The organism is Brevibacterium aurantiacum, from assembly GCF_003932995.1.
GTDB classification, from domain to species: Bacteria; Actinomycetota; Actinomycetes; order Actinomycetales; family Brevibacteriaceae; genus Brevibacterium; species Brevibacterium aurantiacum.
Genome location: NZ_CP025333.1, coordinates 1,366,223 through 1,383,305, shown reverse-complemented (window position 1 = coordinate 1,383,305; position 17,083 = coordinate 1,366,223). Strand labels below are relative to the sequence as shown.

The following is a 17,083-nucleotide window of genomic DNA, read 5'->3' as shown; positions in this document are numbered from 1 at the left end:
CTCAGCGCTCGAGGTTTCCTTGGATGAAGGCTTCGACTGCGTCATGGGCTGCGTCGTCGCCCTTCTGCTCAGGGGGTGACTTCATGAAGTACGACGATGCGGAGATGAGGGCACCGCCGACACCGCGGTCGAGGCCGATCTTCGCCGCACGGACGGCATCGATGATGACTCCGGCCGAGTTCGGCGAGTCCCAGACCTCGAGCTTGTACTCAAGAGACACGGGGGCATCGCCGAAGTTGCGGCCCTCGAGGCGGACGAAGGCCCATTTGCGGTCGTCGAGCCACTCAATGTAGTCACTGGGGCCGATGTGGACATTGCGAGGTTCGAGCTCGGCCGAGGTGTTCGAGGTTACGGCCTGAGTCTTCGAGATCTTCTTCGATTCGAGGCGCTTGCGCTCGAGCATGTTCTTGAAGTCCATGTTGCCGCCGACATTGAGCTGGTAGGTGCGGTCGAGGACGACGCCGCGGTCTTCGAACAGTTTGGCCATCACACGGTGGGTGATGGTCGCACCGATCTGGCTCTTGATGTCGTCACCGACGATGGGCACACCGGCGGCGCGGAACTTCTCGTCCCACTCCTTGGTGCCGGCGATGAAGACCGGGAGGGCATTGACGAAGGCGACCTTCGCGTCGATGGCGGCCTGTGCGTAGAACTCCACGGCCTCCTGCGAACCCACGGGCAGGTAGCAGACGAGGACGTCGGCGCGCGCATCACGCAGAGCCTGAGCGACGTCGACGGGTTCGACGTCTGATTCGACGATGGTCTCGCGGTAGTACTCGCCGAGTCCGTCCAGAGTCGGTCCGCGCTGCACCTGGACCCCGGTCGAGGGGACGTCGGCGATTTTGATCGTGTTGTTCTCACTGGCGACGATCGCCTCGGCGATATCGGCACCGACCTTCTTGTCGTCGACATCGAATGCGGCGACGAATTCGATATCACCGACGTGATAGTCCCCGAATTCCACGTGCATGAGTCCCGGTACTTTACTGCCCGGAGCTGCGTCCCGGTAATACTCAACACCTTGGATCAGGGAAGAGGCGCAGTTGCCCAATCCGGCAATCGCGACTCGAATCGATTTCGTTCCCACGTCTGTGATATCTCCTTTGTCATTTCGGGTCTCCCCGAGCGTCAGGTCTCCCCAACTGGGGCCACCTTGAAATGACCCCGACTATTCATCTTAATGTCCTCGTCAAAACGGCGAGGCCTCTCATCGAAACAGCGGACCTCCTCGTCGAATTCCGAGGCATGCGAGCGCTCGTGCTCTTGGCACGGCCGTTCGCGGTGTGTGTACTCAGCTGACGACGAGCGGCTCCAGAACCAGATCCGGATGGTTCTTCTGCACGCCTTGGAGTCGCCATCTGTCCGAGAAGAGGGCGAGCAGCTCACCGTCGGAACGGTGCAGAACCTCCACCGACCGTTCTCTGGCCAAGGTCGGCACACATTCCGGTGTGGTGCGACGGGCCAGGGAGAAGTTGAGGCGCTCAAGTGAGCAGGGTGCGTGGAACTCGTTGTTCATCCGGTCTTCGGCAACCTCGAACTGCATCGGGCCCACGGCGCCGAGGACAGGAGCCTGGTCACCGCGCAGGTCTGAGCGCAGCACCTGAATGACACCCTCGTGATCGAGCTGTTCGATGCCGCGGCGGAACTGCTTGTACTTCGAGGAGTCCTTGGCCCTGATCACCATGAAGTGCTCGGGTGAGAAGGTCGGAATGCCGGGGAATTCGACCTTCTTGTCCAAGTACAGCGAATCGCCCACGCGCAGTGCGCTGGCGTTGACCAAACCGACGACGTCGCCCGGGAAGGCTTCGTCGACGACATCACGGTCACGGCCGAAGACCTGCTGCGCGTACTTCGTGGCGAAGGGTTTCCCGGTCGCGGCGTGGGTGAGCACGGAACCGCGTTCGAAGACGCCCGAGCAGACGCGGATGTAGGCCAGGCGGTCACGGTGGTTGGAGTCCATACCGGCCTGGACCTTGAAGACGAATCCGGAGAACGGGTCGGCCACGTCGCGGGGCTCATCGTCCTTGTCCAGACGTGCCTCTGCAGCAGGTGCCAGGTCGACGAGCATATCGAGGAGTTTGTGAATGCCGAAGTTGAGCACGGCGGAGGCGAACATCACCGGGGTCGATTTGCCGGCGAGGAATGTCTCCTGGTCGTGGTTCTGATCTTCCATGTCGAGGAGATCGGATTCGTCGGCGGCGGTCTGCCAGGCATCGCCTTCGAGCTCGATGGCCTTGTCCGCCGAATAGGTCTCTTCTCCGGCGATGTTGGCACCGGCATCGGTGCGGTCGTACTTCGTGTAGTCGCCGGTGAGTCGGTCGAGGACTCCCCTGAAGTCACCGGACTGTCCGACCGGCCAGGTCAGCGGAGTAGGCAGCAGGCCGGTGCGTTCCTGAACCTCGTCCATGAGCTCCAGAGCGTCGAGACCGGCACGGTCCCATTTGTTGATCACGGTGATGATCGGGATGCCCCGGTGGGCACAGACTTCGAAGAGCTTCATGGTCTGGGCCTCGAGGCCCTTGGCCGCATCGATGAGCATCACTGCGCAGTCGACGGCAGAGAGCACACGGTAGGTGTCCTCGGAGAAGTCAGCGTGTCCCGGGGTGTCGACGAGGTTGAAGACCGCGTCCCGGTACTCGAACTGCAGTGCCGCCGAGGAGATCGAGATTCCGCGGTCCTGCTCCATCTTCATCCAGTCGGAGACGGTGGCGCGGCGACCGGCCTTGCCGTGGGTGGCGCCGGCCTTGCCGATGGCTCGCGCATGCAGGGCGAGCGCCTCGGTGGTCGTCGATTTACCCGCGTCGGGGTGCGAAATGACAGCGAACGTCCGGCGGCGGTCCGCCTGGGTTCGAATGTCCTTGTCAGAATACTGGCCAGAAGTCACCAAAATATCTTATCCCTCTTCTGTCCCCGACCGGGTGTCCGGTCAGTCACAGTTGTCTTTGAACGCCTGTCGGGGAGCTTTGCGTCCGTATCTCCGACGGTGTCGCTGGCAGACCCAGCGTCGCTGGCAGGCCCAGTGTTGCAGTGGGCGCCAGCCAGTCGTCCAGCGTCCTGTCGGATTCCACGTTTATGCTGGATGGCGATGAACGAGGAATTTGTTGAATACGCCGGACGCTCTGAACCGAAGGAACGCCTGCTCAAGGCCCTGCCGCTGATCTTGGCGGCACTCCTCGGCATCCCCTTCCTGGTGCTGGCGATCAAGTTCTCGCTCTCGATGGGGCAGTACACGAAGTACATGTTCGACATCGAAACCTCCGCATGGTTCGCCACCGGCATGGTGATGCTCAGTCTCTCCGGTGCGTTCTGTCTCGTCTTCTATCTCGTGTTCCTCTTCTTCGGCACCCGCAGGCGCACCTGGAAGTGGCGCATCTGGTGGGCCGTCGCGGCTTTCCTCGCCGCGGCGATCCTCCCGATCTGGTGGCTCTTCGCCGGCTACTTCACCACGGCCCCCGCCTAGACTCGACCCCAGCCGCTTACAGCTGAGCGAGTGCCTTGGCGATCCTCTTCTCCGACACCGGGTGGGCGGTACCCAGTGAATTCGCGTAGAGGCTGACGCGCAGCTCCTCGAGCATGACGATCACGTCCCGCCACTCGCTGGGCACCGAGACCACAATGCGTGACCAGTCCGCTTTGGACAGTTCGGGGAATCTGTTGCCGACCTTCTTCATCACGGAGTCGGTGCTGCCGCTGACGCGGTCCATGAGCTGCTTGTCACGCATCGGCGAGTTCTGCATTCCGTCGATGCGGACCACCTCTGCCTGCACCCACCTCGGCAGCTCGCGAACCATCTGCCCGGACATCGCGGCAACCGACGCACCCGTGACTCGCGATCCGCGCCATGCCTGCACATCGGCGAGGTTGGACAGGATCGCCAGGGACGAAGCCTTCGATACGAGTTTGTCGAGTTCGGTGGCCGAGCGCAGTGCCTTCATCAGGTGAGGCAGGAGGCTCGCGCACATGTCGGTCAGTGCCGCGTGCACCTTCGTCTCGAGCGAACCGAACTCTGCGGCATCGGCCACCCAACCGGTCTCTGCTGCCCCCAGTTCGGCTTCGACGACACTGCGGATTCCTGCTCTGACCAGGGCATGCAGCATCTCGTCCGAGGTCTTCTGGTGGCCGGCGAGGACCAGCTTCTCATCGGTAGTGAGTCCGTCTCGCAGGTATTTCAGCGCCTCGTTCGTGCGCAGGCTCAGCAGTGTGATGAGTCCTTCGCGTGAGGACAGTCGCGCCTGTGCCGCGGTGTCGAAGGCGACGAGGTCGACACTGGTTCCGCGGTCCACGAGCCCGGGTACAGCGCCGACTTCCGCCTCATCTGGATTGGTCAGTGCGCCGAAGGACCATGAGGTCATGCCGGTCTGCGCAGTGAACGAAACCTGCTGTGCCCGAGCTTTGCGCACCTGGGGTTTCGCGGTCTTCGTCAGTTTCTTCAGGTCTTCCCCGATGCCCACGGTGGTGGTGCCGTCGATGACGCGGAAGCGGATCCGCAGGTGAGGTGGGATGCGGCCGAGGTCGAAGTCCTCGGCGGTCACTGTGATCGGCACCAGGTCGTTCAGGCCTCCTCCGCCGGCGCGTTCGCTCAGCTGAGCGGCGAGCACTTCGGGCAGAGCCCCGCGATAGGGGGTGAGGACTGGAAGGATGTCGCGGGCGACGTCCGGTGCGGGCACGAAGTAGCGGCGTTTGTTCTTCGGCAGCGAGCGAATGTAGGCGGCGACGAGTTCTTCCCGCAGTCCCGGGACCTGCCAGGAGAATTCGTCGGAGTCCACCAGTGGCACGGCTGCCGCGGGCAGTTCGACGGTCACTCCGTCCTCGGTGCTGCCGGGTTCGAAGGAGTAGCGCAGCTTGGCCGTGGACCCGTCGACGAGTTCCCATTCCATCGGGAAGTCGTCGGCCACCGAGGCGGTCAGTTCCTCACTGTCGTCGCTGAGCAGGATCGAGGTGGACAGATCCAGGATGTGCGAGTCACGACGTTTCTGCTTCTTCCACCAAGCACGGAAATCCGCCGCCGAGGTGATTGTGGCCGGAATCCGCTCATCGTAGAACTCGAAGAGGGCATCGTCCTGGTCAAGGACCCTGCGGTTGCGTGTGCGTGAGGCGAGCGCCTCCGCCTCGTCGATGACGGCAGCGTTGGTTTCGAGGAATCCGAAGCGTTCGTGCCAGTCACCTTCGATGAGGCCCTTGCGGATGAACATGTCACGCGCGGCCTCCCGGTCGAAGGTGCCGTATCCGACGCGACGGTCGGAGACGAGGGTGACGCCGTAGAGGGAGATCTTCTCGTAGACCATCGACCCGCCGGCCTTCTTCGACCAGTGCGGATCCGAATACTGTCTGGTCACCAGGTCACCGGCGGCTTCGACGACCCAGTCGGGTTCGATCGCTGAGACCGTGCGCGCCCACAGTCGTGAGGTTTCGACGAGTTCGGCGGCCATGACGAAATCGGGTTTCTTCTTGAACAGGCCTGACCCGGGGAAGATCGCGAAGCGCGTGCCGCGGGCTCCCTGATAGTCCTTGTTGCGCTCGGACCGGGAGCCGATCATCGACAGCAGTCCCGTCAGCAGCGCCCGATGGATGGCCGCGGCATGCGGGTCGAGGCGGGCACTGGCGGCGCTCTGCCCGGAGTCGTTCGCCCCGTCAGAGCCGCTGCTCTTCTTCGCACTGCGTTTCTGCGCGCTGAGTTCGGCGAAGCCGATCTTGCCGTTGGCGCTCTTCGCTCCGGTCGTCGCTGCGGCAGCGTTCGACCCGGCAGCGTTCGACACGGCCCCCTTCGCCCCCTTCGCGTTCGACGCAGCCCCAGGCCCGACCTCGGCGGCCGATGTTTGCACTGGACGCCACACGGATTTGTTGACGCGGATGCCGGCCGATCCCGACAGGGAGCGCAGCTGGCCGACGAGGTCCTGCCATTCGCGGATGCGCACGAAGTTGAGGAATTCGGCCTTGCACTGGCGCCGGAATTTCGAGCTGGTCAGCGCCGACTGCTGGTCATCCAGGTAGTTCCACAGATTGAGGTAGGACAGGAAGTCGCTGCCCGGGTGAGTGAAGCGAGCGTGCTTCTCATCGGCGGCGGCACGGACCTCGGTAGGGCGTTCGCGGGGGTCCTGGATGGACAGGGCCGCGACGATGATGGTGACCTCTCCCCCGCATCCCGCCTCGGCGCCGGCGATGACCATGCGCGCCAGGCGCGGATCGATCGGGAGCAGGGACAGCTGCCTGCCCGTCGGGGTGACCGTGATCGTTCCCGCCTTATCGCTGGTCAGAGCGCCCAGCTCGGCGAGCATGGTGCGCCCGTCACGGACGGCCTTGGCCTCCGGCGGGGTGAGGAACGGGAAATCGAGGATCTCTTTGTCGCTGGCCGCGAATCCGAGGTCGGTCATCTGCAGGATGACGCTGGCCAGGTTCGTGCGCAGGATCTCCGGGTCGGTGAATTCGGGGCGTGAGTCGAAGTCTGTTTCCGAGTACAGGCGGATGCAGATGCCGTCGCTGGTGCGTCCCGACCGGCCCTTGCGCTGGTTCGCACTCGCCTGGGAGATGCGTTCGATCGGCAGGCGTTGGACGCGGGTGCGGTTGGAGTACCGGGAGATGCGGGCGGTGCCGACGTCGATGACGTATTTGATGCCGGGGACGGTCAGTGAGGTTTCGGCGACGTTCGTGGCCAGGACCAGGCGCGGGCGCGAATGCGGTTTGAAGACCTTTTGCTGTTCACCGGCGGAGAGCCGGGCGAAGAGCGGTACGACTTCCCAATTGCTCAGGCGCGGCCGTTTGCGCAGGTGAGCTTCGAGTGCTTCGGCGGTGTCGCGGATTTCGCGTTCCCCAGAGAGGAAGACGAGGATGTCGCCGGGTGCTTCGGTGCTGAGTTCATCGAAGGCGGCGATGATGCCCTCGGTCTGCTCTTCGGGCCCCGTTTCGTAGCTTCCCGACTCCCCCGGGCCATCGACGTCGTCGTCTTCGTCATCGTCGACGAGTGGACGGTAGCGGACCTCGACCGGATAGGTGCGGCCTGCGACCTCGATGATCGGGGCGTCGTCGAAGTGCGCGGCGAAGGACTGCGGGTCGATTGTCGCCGAGGTGATGATGACCTTGAGTTCGGGCCGCTTCCCCATCACTTCTTTGAGGTAGCCGAGCAGGAAGTCGATGTTGAGGCTGCGTTCGTGGGCCTCGTCGATGATGATGACTTCGTAGTCGCGCAGCAGTTTGTCGCGGGAGAGTTCGGAGAGCAGGATGCCGTCGGTCATGACCTTGACCCGGGTTGAGTCCGCGACCTGAGCGGTGAAGCGCACCTGGTAGCCGATGGTCCCGCCCAGGTCCTCGCCTAGTTCGTCGGCGATGCGCTCGGCCACGGTCCTGGCCGCGATGCGCCGAGGCTGGGTGTGCCCGATGAGTCCGTTGACTCCCAGCCCCAGTTCGAGGCAGATCTTGGGCAGCTGGGTTGTCTTGCCTGAGCCGGTCTCACCGGCGACGATGACGACCTGGTTGTCGCGGATGGCCTCGGCTATCTCGTCCTTGGCGGCACTGACCGGCAGGTTCTCCGGGTAGGTGACGTCCACAGACTGTGACCGGCGAGCCTCCGTCAACCGTGCCCGACGCTCACGATGTCCTGCCCCGGTGTTCTTGTGCCGCTGGTTCCTGCGCCGAGGTGATCGCTTCCCCGACTGCGTACCCTTGGGTGAGGGCTGCAAGTCAGAGCGCGAGGACGGCGCGTCCGGGCGCGACGATTTCGTGTCCTTGCTCGGAGCCGACGGTTCGGTGCGCGGGGTGGAGGATGCTGAGTTCTCATGTGCCATTTCAGTCCCAGCTTATCGTCTGCCCCGCCGAGGTGGGCGCCTCCCATGGATCCACCCGCCCAGTCCCATGGACGGACTCAGGTGTTGTTCGCCAACGACCGCAGTTTGGCGAGGTAGGCATCCCAGTCCTGGTCCTCCGGCATATTCGAATTGCGGGGGTTCAACCCAGCCTGTCCGTCAATGCTCTCGCGGACGATGTCGACCTGGCCCAGATGCCGCGCGAGGTCCACGATGACGTGGACCATGATCTGCTTGAGAGACACCGCAGCTCTCTCAGCGGGCCAATGAGGAACCGTGCCCTGCGCATCGAGTGCGTGCGTGTCGATGGTCTCATCGGCGAAGGCCCACACACGTGTGTAGAAGTCGATGACGGAGCCTGCCGTCTCGCTCTCAGTGGCGTACCAGTCGGCCTGCGGGTCGGTCTCGAACTGCTCAGGCGTGATGGCCTCACCAGGATTCGGCCAGGGCCTGCCGAAGGTGTCGCCGAAGTACCCGATCTCCGTGTTCGCCATATGTTTGACGACACCGGCGAGGTTGAGCCCCGTGGCCGTGTGCGGCAGCCGCAGGTCGCGTTCGCTGAGTCCTTCGAGCTTCCACAGCAGATCGTTGCGGCATGCCTGCAGGTGGTTTTTGAGGATCGTCTTCATCGCATCATCGCGGGCCATGCTTCAAGTCTGCCGCACCCGAGGGAAGAAGGACAGACTTCTTCCCCCAGGTGCAGCAGATGCAGCAGGTACGGCTAGAGACCGATCATCCGCCCCAGAGCGGTGCCAGGCTCGAGTAGAGCTGCTGGACGCCGAGGACGATGAACAGCAGCGCTGTGATGGCCAGCGCAATATTGGTGTGCAGTTTGTTCGCCCACTTCTTCGGGATCTTCTTGCCGTTGAGGAGACCGAGAAGCGTGATCGCCAGGAACGGCATGAACAGCGATCCGAGCACGCCGTAGGCCAGGATCAGACCGATCGGCTTACCCAGGAGGAAGAGCAGCATCGGTGGGAAGGTCAGCCACAGCACGTAGGCTTTGAAGTACTTTCCACCGGTCAGGGTGTCGGGGTGACCGGCCGGCTTCTTGCGCATGTGTCCCCAGAAGTCAGCGAACATCAGCGATACACCGTTCCAGACTCCGATGATCGAGGAGAAGGACGCGGCCCAGAAACCGACGAGGAAGCCGATTCCGACCACATCACCGTATTTGGCTTTGAGCACATCGGAGAGTTCGATGAGTCCCTTGTCATCGGCAGAGATGGCGACACCGGCTGCGCGGACGACTTCGGCACCGACGACGAGCATGGCGATGACGAAGATTCCTGTCAGCACGTAGGCCATGGAGTTGTCGATGCGCATCACGCGCATCCACTTCGGTGTGTGCCAGCCCTTCTCACGCAGCCAGTACCCGTAGGCGGCGAGAGTGATCGTGCCGCCGACACCGCCGGCCAGAGCCAAAGTGTAGATGACACCGCCTTCCGGGATCAGCGGGATGAGTCCGGTGAGCATGTCCGGGATGTTGGGAACGGCGATGATGGCCAAACCGACGACGGTGACGAACATGATTCCGACGAGGGCGGCGGTGATCTTCTCAAAGACGGAATATCGTCCGAACCACACCATGGCAAAGCCCGCGAGTCCCATGATGATCGCCCACACGGTGAGGTTGACTCCGGGGAACAGCGCGGCCAGGGGCAGTGCGGCAGAACTCATCGCGGTGGCTCCGTAGACGAATCCCCAGATGATGATGTAGGGCCCGAAGTACCAGGTCGTCCACCGCCCCAGCGACGTCCAGCCTTCGAAGATCGTCTTTCCTGTGGCCAAGGTGAATCGGCCGGCGCCCTCGACGAGGACGATCTTGAGGATCACACCGACGATCACCGCCCACAGCAGTCCGTATCCGAACTGGCTGCCTGCCACCAGGGTCGCCACCATATCTGCGGCACCCACACCGGTAGCGGCAACGACCAGTCCGGGACCGATCACCTTCCATTTGGCGGGTCCTTGGGCTTCGGCCACGCCGGTATTCGCTGCCGGATCGAATCCGTCACCGGGTCCGGAGTTCAGGGGTCTGTCGTCACTGTCAGTCATGTCGGGTCTACACCTTCGTCATCGGCTGTCACTGCTGCCACCACCGACATCGAACTCACCGTTGCGCTCATTTCGCACTACCGGCGACCTCGCGGCGGAAGCGAACTTCAGCGGAAATCGTCGTACCTTGACATGGTATTCGACGACAACGGCTATCCTCGATACGTGACCCCCGATGACCCACGCAGCAGGATCGCCCGACGGATGTTTCCCGACGGCGAGGACCCTGATCCGCGATTCACCCTCGCCAACGAACGCACATTCCTGTCGTGGATTCGCACGGCTCTGGCATTCATCGGCGGTGGCATCGCGGTCGAAGCCTTCACCTCGGAGATCTTCACCTCCGGGCTGCGGGCGACGCTGTCCATCGTCCTCATGGTCATCGGATTCATCCTGGCCGCCGGTGCGGCATTCAGGTGGCACCGCATCGAATCGGCCATGCGCCACAAGACTTCGCTGCCGCTGCCGCTCATCATTCCGATCGTCTCCCTCGCCTCCGCACTCGGCGCCGGCCTCCTCGTTCTGGTCTTCGCCGGAGTCCTGTGACCACGCCGAGTCCCAGACGGCCACAGCCCCACGCCGATCCGGGGCTGCAGCCGGAGAGGACGACCCAGTCATGGCTGCGCACCAGTCTGACGATGACGGTCGTCAGCCTCCTGTTCGTCCGCTGGATCAACGTGTTCGAAGGGCTGTCCATCGTCATCTTCGTCATCTGCATAGGTTTGGCGATCGCCGCCATCGCCATGCAGGTCAGGCGCTACCGCCTCGGATCGGTATCGATTCGGGCTGAACGGGGACGGCCGACCCCATGGGCGGTTCTCTTCCTCAGCAGCTCGGTCTGCCTCATCGCCGCTCTCGGAATCGCCTCGGTCATCAAGATCTCCCTCGAATGACGTTCCTCGTTGTGAGACCGGCCTCCGGTTCAAATGCGGCGTTGCCTAAACTGGACCTCATGAAGGACGCACGTGAAGTTTCAACCGCACCGCTTGTCGCCGTCGGTCTCGTCGGCGGGTACCTGACCGCCCGCGAGACCGGGATCCGCCCCCTCGGCGGAGTCGTGCTCGCCGCCGCCGGTGCCTACGCGGCCCGCACATGGTTCACCAAGCAGGGCTGGCCCATCGGCACGGCGCTGACCTTGGGCTACCTCGGCGGGTTCGGGGCCTCTCATCCGCTGGCGAAGAAGATCGGTGCTTGGCCCGCGGTGCTCAGCGTCGCTGCCGTCACAGCGACGGCTGCCTATGTGGCCGTCGACTCCGCCGAAGCTGCCTGAACCGGAAAGCGAGGACCACCGGTAGCCCATGCTGGCTGTTTTCGAAGGCTTCGCCGTCATCGCAGGAGTCATCCTGGTCGGTTTCGTGCTGGGCAGATCCGAGGTTCTGGGGCCCAACGGACAGCAGGTCATCGCGAAGCTCGTCTTCTACGCCGGTACACCAACCCTGCTCTACGTCACGGTCGCCGACACCGATCTGGGGCTGATCTTCAACACTGCTCTCCTGGCCACAGGAGGGTCCGCACTCATCGTGGGTGTGCTGCTGTTCGTCCTCACCCGATACATCCGAAAACGCAGCACCGGCGAGGCGATGTTCTCGGCCTGGGCCGTCAGCTACGTCAACATCGGCAACCTCGGCATCCCGATTGCGGCCTACGTCCTCCACGACATCGGATATGTCGCTCCCGTGCTGCTGTTCCAGCTGCTCATCCTCGCACCCATCGGCATGGCCGTCCTCGACGCCGCGGGAAAGAAGAAGCACAATCAGCGCTGGCACTCAGGCGTCCTCCAGATACTCAAGAATCCCATCGTCCTCGGCGCCGCCGCGGGGGTGGCCGCCTCGGCCACCGGCTTCGAACTCCCCCGCTTCATCTTCGAGCCCATCGACATGATCGGAGCCACTGCGGTCCCGGGCGCACTGTTGGCCTTCGGCATCTCGCTCAAGGACGGCTGGGGGCTGCCGGCACCGGGTACCAGGAAGCAGTTGACCTACATCACGGTCGCCAAGCAGGTCATCCAGCCGGTGCTGGCCTGGGTCATCGGCGGTCCCCTGCTCGGGTACTCGGGCATCGCGCTCTTCGCCATCGTCGTCACCTCGGCCCTGCCGACAGCTCAGAACGTCTACATCTATTCCATGCAGTACCGACAGTCCGAGGCACTCATGCGTGATGCGGTCTTCATCACCACGGTGCTGGCCGTGCCGACCCTGGTCATCATCGCAGCCCTGCTGGGCTGACGTTCCGTCCCGGCCTCCTCGGTGATCTGGGGGTCTGTGGCGTGTCGGAGCCCGCTTGCCCACTCGGGTCAATGACAATGGGAACGTGGCTGGAGACAAGAAGAACGAGACCGAAGACCTCCTGAGCAGGCGGATGAGTTCAGGATCCAGTAGTGCTGCCGAAAAGCAGTCGGAGCCTCCGCTGGAGGCCGCGAATGATCCTTCGACCGACACCGAGGCGTTCGACCCCATCAGGGAACCGATCGCCAAGGACGAGCCCAAGCCTTCGACCGGACCGGTGCGCGTTGCGCCCGCTCACTCGTCGAACCCTGCCGAGACCGCCAGGACCCGTGAGGTTCCCGCAAACGCGCGCACCGCGGTGATGAGCGAAGCCGATTGGGCAGCAGTGACTCACGCCGCGACATCGACCGAACCTCATGACTCCGAGGTGCCCGAGCGACGCCGCAGCGTCCTCGATATCATCGGCACCATCTGGATCACCCTGGCCACACCGTTCATCCTGTTGGCCCTGGCCGTGCGGTTCGTGGCCTCAGGCCTGTTCCTCAAGTTCGAGTACTTCCGTCCCGGGTTCCCGGCCGACCAGTTCGGCTTCAGCGCCGCCGACCGAGAGCACTACGGCACCTACGTCATCGACTACCTGGCCAACCTCGACTCCCGGCGTTACCTCGCCGACGTCATCATGCCCAACGGCGAGCCGATCTTCATCTCCGACGAGCTCAACCACATGGCCGACGTCAAGGGTCTCATCTCACTGCTGTACCTGATTGCCCTCATCGGCCTCACCGGTGCCGTGCTCTTCGGCCTCTACATGTCACGCAGGCACGGGATGGGCATCCACGTCGGACTGCGCCTGGGTGCCATCATCAGCGTCGTCGTCATGGCCGCCGCGGCAGTGCTCGCGTTCCTCGGCTGGGATACGTTCTTCCGCGGATTCCACAAGATCTTCTTCTCCGACGGAACCTGGGAGTTCTACAGCGATGACTCCCTCATCCGTCTGTTCCCACCGCAGTTCTGGGTCGACTCGGGCATCGCCGGAGGCGGACTCTTCGTCCTCCTGGCCATCGTCCTCTTCTGGCTCAGCTTCGCAGGTCACAAGAAGCGCCGCGCGCTGAAGAAGGCTCGCCGAGAAGCCTGAGCACCACGGGCCTCATGCCCAACGTGGGCTTTATGCCCAATACGGGTCTCATACCCAAGTGAATGCTGCGGACTCTGTCCGCTCCACGGTTGTCGGCCGGGTGGTCTTTCCCCTTCCACCCGGCCGCAGTATTTCTTATCCCAGCGGCTCGTTCCCCGGCCGCTTCGAAATATCCCCGGCTGCGGCGAACCTCAATCGTCGACGGCATCGCGGCCGCGGCGCACGATGATCGGGTCGGGCTCGTAGACGACCGAGGTGTCCTTGTCCTCGTAGTCGAACTGGTTGAGGAAGTAGCGCAGCGCATTGAGTCGTGCCCGCTTCTTGTCATTGCTCTTGATGGTGATCCAGGGAGCGTGATCGGTGTCCGTGCGGCGGAACATCTCTTCCTTCGCCGCGGTGTAGTCGTCCCAGCGATCCAGAGATTCCAGATCCATGGGAGACAGCTTCCACTGTCGCACCGGATCGATCTGGCGGATGGCGAATCGTGTCCGCTGTTCGCGCTGTGTCACGGAGAACCAGAACTTGGTGACGTGGATGCCGGAGTCGATGAGCATCTTCTCAAACACCGGGGCCTGCCCCATGAAGGTCTCGTACTCGTAGTCGGTGCAGAAGTTCATCACGCGTTCGACGTTGGCCCGGTTGTACCAGGAGCGGTCGAACATGACGAACTCACCGCTGGTCGGCAGGTGACTGATGTAGCGCTGGAAGTACCACTGCCCGGCTTCTTTGTCCGAGGGTTTGTTCAGTGCCACCACACGTGCCGCACGGGGGTTGAGGTGTTCGGTGAACCGTTTGATCGTGCCACCCTTGCCGGCGGCGTCACGGCCTTCGAAGACGATAACGTGCTTCCGGTCGGTGTCCTGCCCCCAGTACTGGAACTTCAGCAGCTCCACCTGCAGCTGGTACTTCTCGAGCTCGTATTCCTCCCGGTCCATGAGCTCCGGGTAGGGGTAACCTTCACGCCAGGTCTCAACCGCACGGCCCATCGGGTCGATGAGGTGCGGGTCCGTGGTGTGTGAGTCCTCGACCGTGTAGCCTTCGATTCGCAGCTTGTCGATGTATTCGCGCAGGTTCTCATTGAGCAGGTTGTTCACGGGCGCTCCTTCTCATCGACAGCTTTCGTCTTCTTCAGCGGCTTGGCCTCGTCATGTCGCGGTCGTCACCAGTCTTCAGGCACAGTACTGAGCAAAGATGAACATCAGGTTATCCGATCAATGTCCTGTTTCGGAATGATTCCCAGGCTGAGCAGGGGTGCGATCGCGACGAACGCGAAGGACAGCGGATAGCCGAAGATCGTGATGAGTGCACCGAAGCCCGGGCCCATGAGCGCGGACATGACGAACTGTCCCGTGTTCTGCGTACCCATGGCCTTGCCCGACCAGTGGGGGCCGGCCGCCTCGGCGACCGAGGCGAAGGCCAGTCCGTTGTCGGCCACCGAGATCGCAGACGCCAGGATGAACACCACTGTGGCCACGATCGGCATCGGCGTCAGCGAGATCAGCGCGATTGCCACCACGAAGACGACCGCTGCGATCGCCACAACCCGCATCAGTCCGACCCTGGAACCGAGTCGGTCGGAGAGGCCGCCGACGATGAGGCGCCCGATCGCTCCCACGATCTGCGAGGCAGCGACGATGCCGCCGGCGATGCCGACGCTGATGTGCTGGTTCGCGATGAGCCAGATGAGGCCGTAGGTGGAGAACGCGAACTGTGGGATCACCAGCAGCGCGGAGACCGCGTGGATTCGCCACAGGAACGAATCCATCCGGTAGGGGTTGTCCGTCGCCGGCGTTGTCGTCGACGCTCCCCTCGCCGAGGTGGGGCCCGGCTGTCCATCATCGGTGGACGTGACTACGGGGCTGGGAACCACCTCGGCGCGGGGAGGATCTTTGACGAGTCCGAAGCAGATGACGGCCATGACGCCGGTGACGATGACGACGAACCACAGGTAAGCACTGAACCCGCCTGAGGCGGCGATGGGTGGGACGGTCACTGCCGCGACGCTCGTGCCCAGGGGCTGCGACATCTGTCTGATGCCCATGGCCAGACCGCGACGGTGGCGGGGGAACCACCCCATGACCACGCGCCCGCTGGCCGAGTTCACGGAGGCTGCGGCAGCGCCGGAGGCAGCGATAATGAGAACCATCCATACCGGTGAGCCGACCAGGGCGACGGCGATTCCGGAGGCCAGAGCGGTCAGGGCGATGCCCAGGGTCATGGCCAGGCGTTCGCCGAATCTGTCGGCGAAGGCACCCCAGGCGATGAGGGTGAGGATGAGGCCGAAGCTCGGGGCCGCGGCGACGGTGCCGGCCTGAGTCAGCGTATAGCCGAGATCCGTGTGCATGTACGGGATCAGGAAGGCCGGACCTGTGATCGCGATGGTGGCTGCCATCTGGGAGAGGACTCCGACGACGAGGATCACCCAGGCCTGTCTGCTGGGCGGATTCTCGGTCATGGGTTTGAGACTAGCCGTCTCACAATCAGGGTGTCGGTGTGTCTCAGATCGCGGCGTCGGCGAGGTCACCGTGTCTCGGATCGCGGCGGGCCCAGGTACGCTATAAAGTGAGTGCTGGCGCTGTGAATGCAGTGTCTGCACAATGGGCGAAGGCCCGCATATCCCCCTATAGCCCAATCGGCAGAGGCAGTCGACTTAAAATCGATCAAGTGTGGGTTCGAGTCCCACTGGGGGGACTTTTTCTTCCCGCCGTTCTCCTCCTGCGTACAATCGGAGCATCTGCCGAAGGCAATCAAAGGAGATTCATCGCCATGGCTGAAATCGCGCTCTTCCATCACATCCAGGGGCTCACCGACGGAGTCGCCGCATTCGCAGAGGAGCTGAGGTCCTCCGGGCACACGGTGCACGTTCCCGACATGTTCGAAGGCCACACGTTCGCGTCCATCGAAGAAGGCTTCGCCTATGCCGGAGAGGTCGGATTCGACACGATTCGCCAGCGTGGACCCGCCTCACTCCCCACACCAGACGGCGGGTTCGTCTATGCAGGAATCTCCTTCGGAGTTGCCACCGCCCAGAATCTCGCCCAGACCAGCCACGATGCTCGGGGCGCGCTTCTCTTCGATGCCTGCCTCCCCGTCTCCGAATTCGGGTCGGCATGGCCTGCGAACGTGCCCGTACAGATCCATGGCAGGGAAGATGATGAGTTCTTCCAGGAGGATCTGCCCTCAGCCCGAGAACTCGCTGATTCGACGGCCTCGGCGGAGCTTTTCGTCTACCCGGGCGATGGACACCTGTTCCTCGACTCATCCCTCGAGGCCTACGATCCGAAAGCCACAGCAGTTCTCCTCGAGCGGGTTCGTGGGTTCCTCGCCGACATCTGAGAACTGCAGAAGCGCAGGGGCGCAGACAAGTTCGCGTCTCTGCTCTGGCCCGGGCAAGATAGTGCCATGACGAAGCTGCTTCTCACTCCACAGGCACCACCCCAGTCAGTCGGCGATCTGGGAGATCCCAGCGTCGCCTCCACCCCGGGGCCTGCCGTTCTCTTCTCAGCCTCATCGACCAATGACGATTCCAGCAACGGCGCAGGCATCGAAGCACCACTGGCTCAGGACAATGCCTCAGCTATGACCAACCGCCCGATCGCCTACCGCGAGCCCGGCGGCGATTGGCACGAGCTCGGTTACGAAGCCTCCGACCACTGGGAGGGCCTGACCTCCGAGCTGCGTGATCGCCTCATCGCTGATCGAACGGCGCAGGTGAGCCGTGAGGAGTATTCCGCCACCACCAAGGGTGCCAGCGCATCGATGATCACCAGCAATTGGACCTACTCCGGTTCCCCTCGCACCTATCGTGTCGCGGGCGAGCTGCGTGAACTCGCCGAGGTGCTCGCGGAGATCGGTCGCTGACCCTGGCT

Annotated in this window: 15 protein-coding genes and 1 tRNA gene; 9 read left to right on the top strand and 7 right to left on the bottom strand. The window is 63.3% G+C overall.

The features are described from left to right. Position 1: 1 nt before the first annotated feature. On the bottom strand, positions 2 to 1,087 hold the full coding sequence (locus CXR25_RS06435; protein WP_029417319.1) for an inositol-3-phosphate synthase: 1,086 nt from the start codon (positions 1,085 to 1,087) through the stop codon (positions 2 to 4). 204 nt (positions 1,088 to 1,291) lie between these two features. After that, positions 1,292 to 2,884, bottom strand: a complete 1,593-nt coding sequence (locus tag CXR25_RS06430; RefSeq protein WP_009883977.1) for a peptide chain release factor 3 — start codon at positions 2,882 to 2,884, stop codon at positions 1,292 to 1,294. 201 nt (positions 2,885 to 3,085) lie between these two features. On the opposite strand from CXR25_RS06430, the gene CXR25_RS06425 reads away from it, so the two are divergent. Beyond that, positions 3,086 to 3,460: a hypothetical protein gene (locus CXR25_RS06425; protein ID WP_114385067.1), complete on the top strand. Its 375-nt coding sequence runs from the start codon at positions 3,086 to 3,088 to the stop codon at positions 3,458 to 3,460. A gap of 16 nt (positions 3,461 to 3,476) precedes the next feature. On the opposite strand, the gene hrpA is transcribed toward CXR25_RS06425, so the two are convergent. The 3 genes from hrpA to CXR25_RS06410 all read right to left on the bottom strand — a co-directional run bounded on the left by hrpA (position 3,477) and on the right by CXR25_RS06410 (position 9,854). Then, positions 3,477 to 7,778, bottom strand: a complete 4,302-nt coding sequence (hrpA, locus tag CXR25_RS06420; RefSeq protein ID WP_226824007.1) for an ATP-dependent RNA helicase HrpA — start codon at positions 7,776 to 7,778, stop codon at positions 3,477 to 3,479. Positions 7,779 to 7,855: 77 nt separating this feature from the next. Further along, entirely contained in the window at positions 7,856 to 8,443 is a 588-nt protein-coding gene (locus tag CXR25_RS06415; RefSeq protein WP_009883980.1) for a DinB family protein, read from the bottom strand. 85 nt (positions 8,444 to 8,528) lie between these two features. Beyond that, positions 8,529 to 9,854 (bottom strand): Nramp family divalent metal transporter, encoded by a 1,326-nt coding sequence (locus CXR25_RS06410; protein WP_096158499.1) that lies wholly within the window; start codon positions 9,852 to 9,854, stop codon positions 8,529 to 8,531. Positions 9,855 to 9,986: 132 nt separating this feature from the next. Between CXR25_RS06410 and CXR25_RS06405 the strand changes: the two genes are divergently transcribed. The 5 genes from CXR25_RS06405 to CXR25_RS06385 all read left to right on the top strand — a co-directional run bounded on the left by CXR25_RS06405 (position 9,987) and on the right by CXR25_RS06385 (position 13,214). Next, positions 9,987 to 10,400 carry a YidH family protein gene (locus CXR25_RS06405; RefSeq protein WP_009883982.1) on the top strand — a complete coding sequence of 138 codons (414 nt, stop codon included), beginning with the start codon at positions 9,987 to 9,989 and terminating at the stop codon, positions 10,398 to 10,400. After that, entirely contained in the window at positions 10,397 to 10,747 is a 351-nt protein-coding gene (locus tag CXR25_RS06400; RefSeq protein ID WP_069599824.1) for a DUF202 domain-containing protein, read from the top strand. The genes CXR25_RS06405 and CXR25_RS06400 overlap by 4 nt, the downstream gene beginning before the upstream one ends. Positions 10,748 to 10,806: 59 nt before the next feature. Beyond that, the gene (locus CXR25_RS06395) at positions 10,807 to 11,124 is read left to right on the top strand and encodes a hypothetical protein (protein ID WP_035279090.1); all 318 of its coding nucleotides are present in this window, start codon (positions 10,807 to 10,809) and stop codon (positions 11,122 to 11,124) included. A gap of 28 nt (positions 11,125 to 11,152) precedes the next feature. Further along, positions 11,153 to 12,079 carry an AEC family transporter gene (locus tag CXR25_RS06390; RefSeq protein ID WP_101556645.1) on the top strand — a complete coding sequence of 309 codons (927 nt, stop codon included), beginning with the start codon at positions 11,153 to 11,155 and terminating at the stop codon, positions 12,077 to 12,079. 85 nt (positions 12,080 to 12,164) lie between these two features. Beyond that, the gene (locus CXR25_RS06385) at positions 12,165 to 13,214 is read left to right on the top strand and encodes a TIGR01906 family membrane protein (RefSeq protein ID WP_101556644.1); all 1,050 of its coding nucleotides are present in this window, start codon (positions 12,165 to 12,167) and stop codon (positions 13,212 to 13,214) included. Between the two features lie 191 nt (positions 13,215 to 13,405). On the opposite strand, the gene ppk2 is transcribed toward CXR25_RS06385, so the two are convergent. Together ppk2 and CXR25_RS06375 are read right to left on the bottom strand one after the other, a co-directional pair. Beyond that, complete coding sequence (gene ppk2, locus CXR25_RS06380) at positions 13,406 to 14,308, bottom strand: polyphosphate kinase 2 (protein ID WP_009883987.1); 903 nt, start codon at positions 14,306 to 14,308, stop codon at positions 13,406 to 13,408. 104 nt (positions 14,309 to 14,412) lie between these two features. Beyond that, complete coding sequence (locus CXR25_RS06375; RefSeq protein WP_114385065.1) at positions 14,413 to 15,669, bottom strand: MFS transporter; 1,257 nt, start codon at positions 15,667 to 15,669, stop codon at positions 14,413 to 14,415. Between the two features lie 162 nt (positions 15,670 to 15,831). Between CXR25_RS06375 and CXR25_RS06370 the strand changes: the two genes are divergently transcribed. The 3 genes from CXR25_RS06370 (at position 15,832) to CXR25_RS06360 (ending at position 17,075) form a co-directional block, all read left to right on the top strand. Next, positions 15,832 to 15,905 (top strand) — tRNA-Leu (locus CXR25_RS06370). A 75-nt stretch (positions 15,906 to 15,980) separates the two neighbouring features. After that, positions 15,981 to 16,550: a dienelactone hydrolase family protein gene (locus CXR25_RS06365; RefSeq protein WP_009883989.1), complete on the top strand. Its 570-nt coding sequence runs from the start codon at positions 15,981 to 15,983 to the stop codon at positions 16,548 to 16,550. 66 nt (positions 16,551 to 16,616) lie between these two features. Further along, positions 16,617 to 17,075, top strand: coding sequence for a hypothetical protein (locus CXR25_RS06360; protein WP_009883990.1), 459 nt, complete (start codon positions 16,617 to 16,619; stop codon positions 17,073 to 17,075). Positions 17,076 to 17,083: the final 8 nt, after the last annotated feature.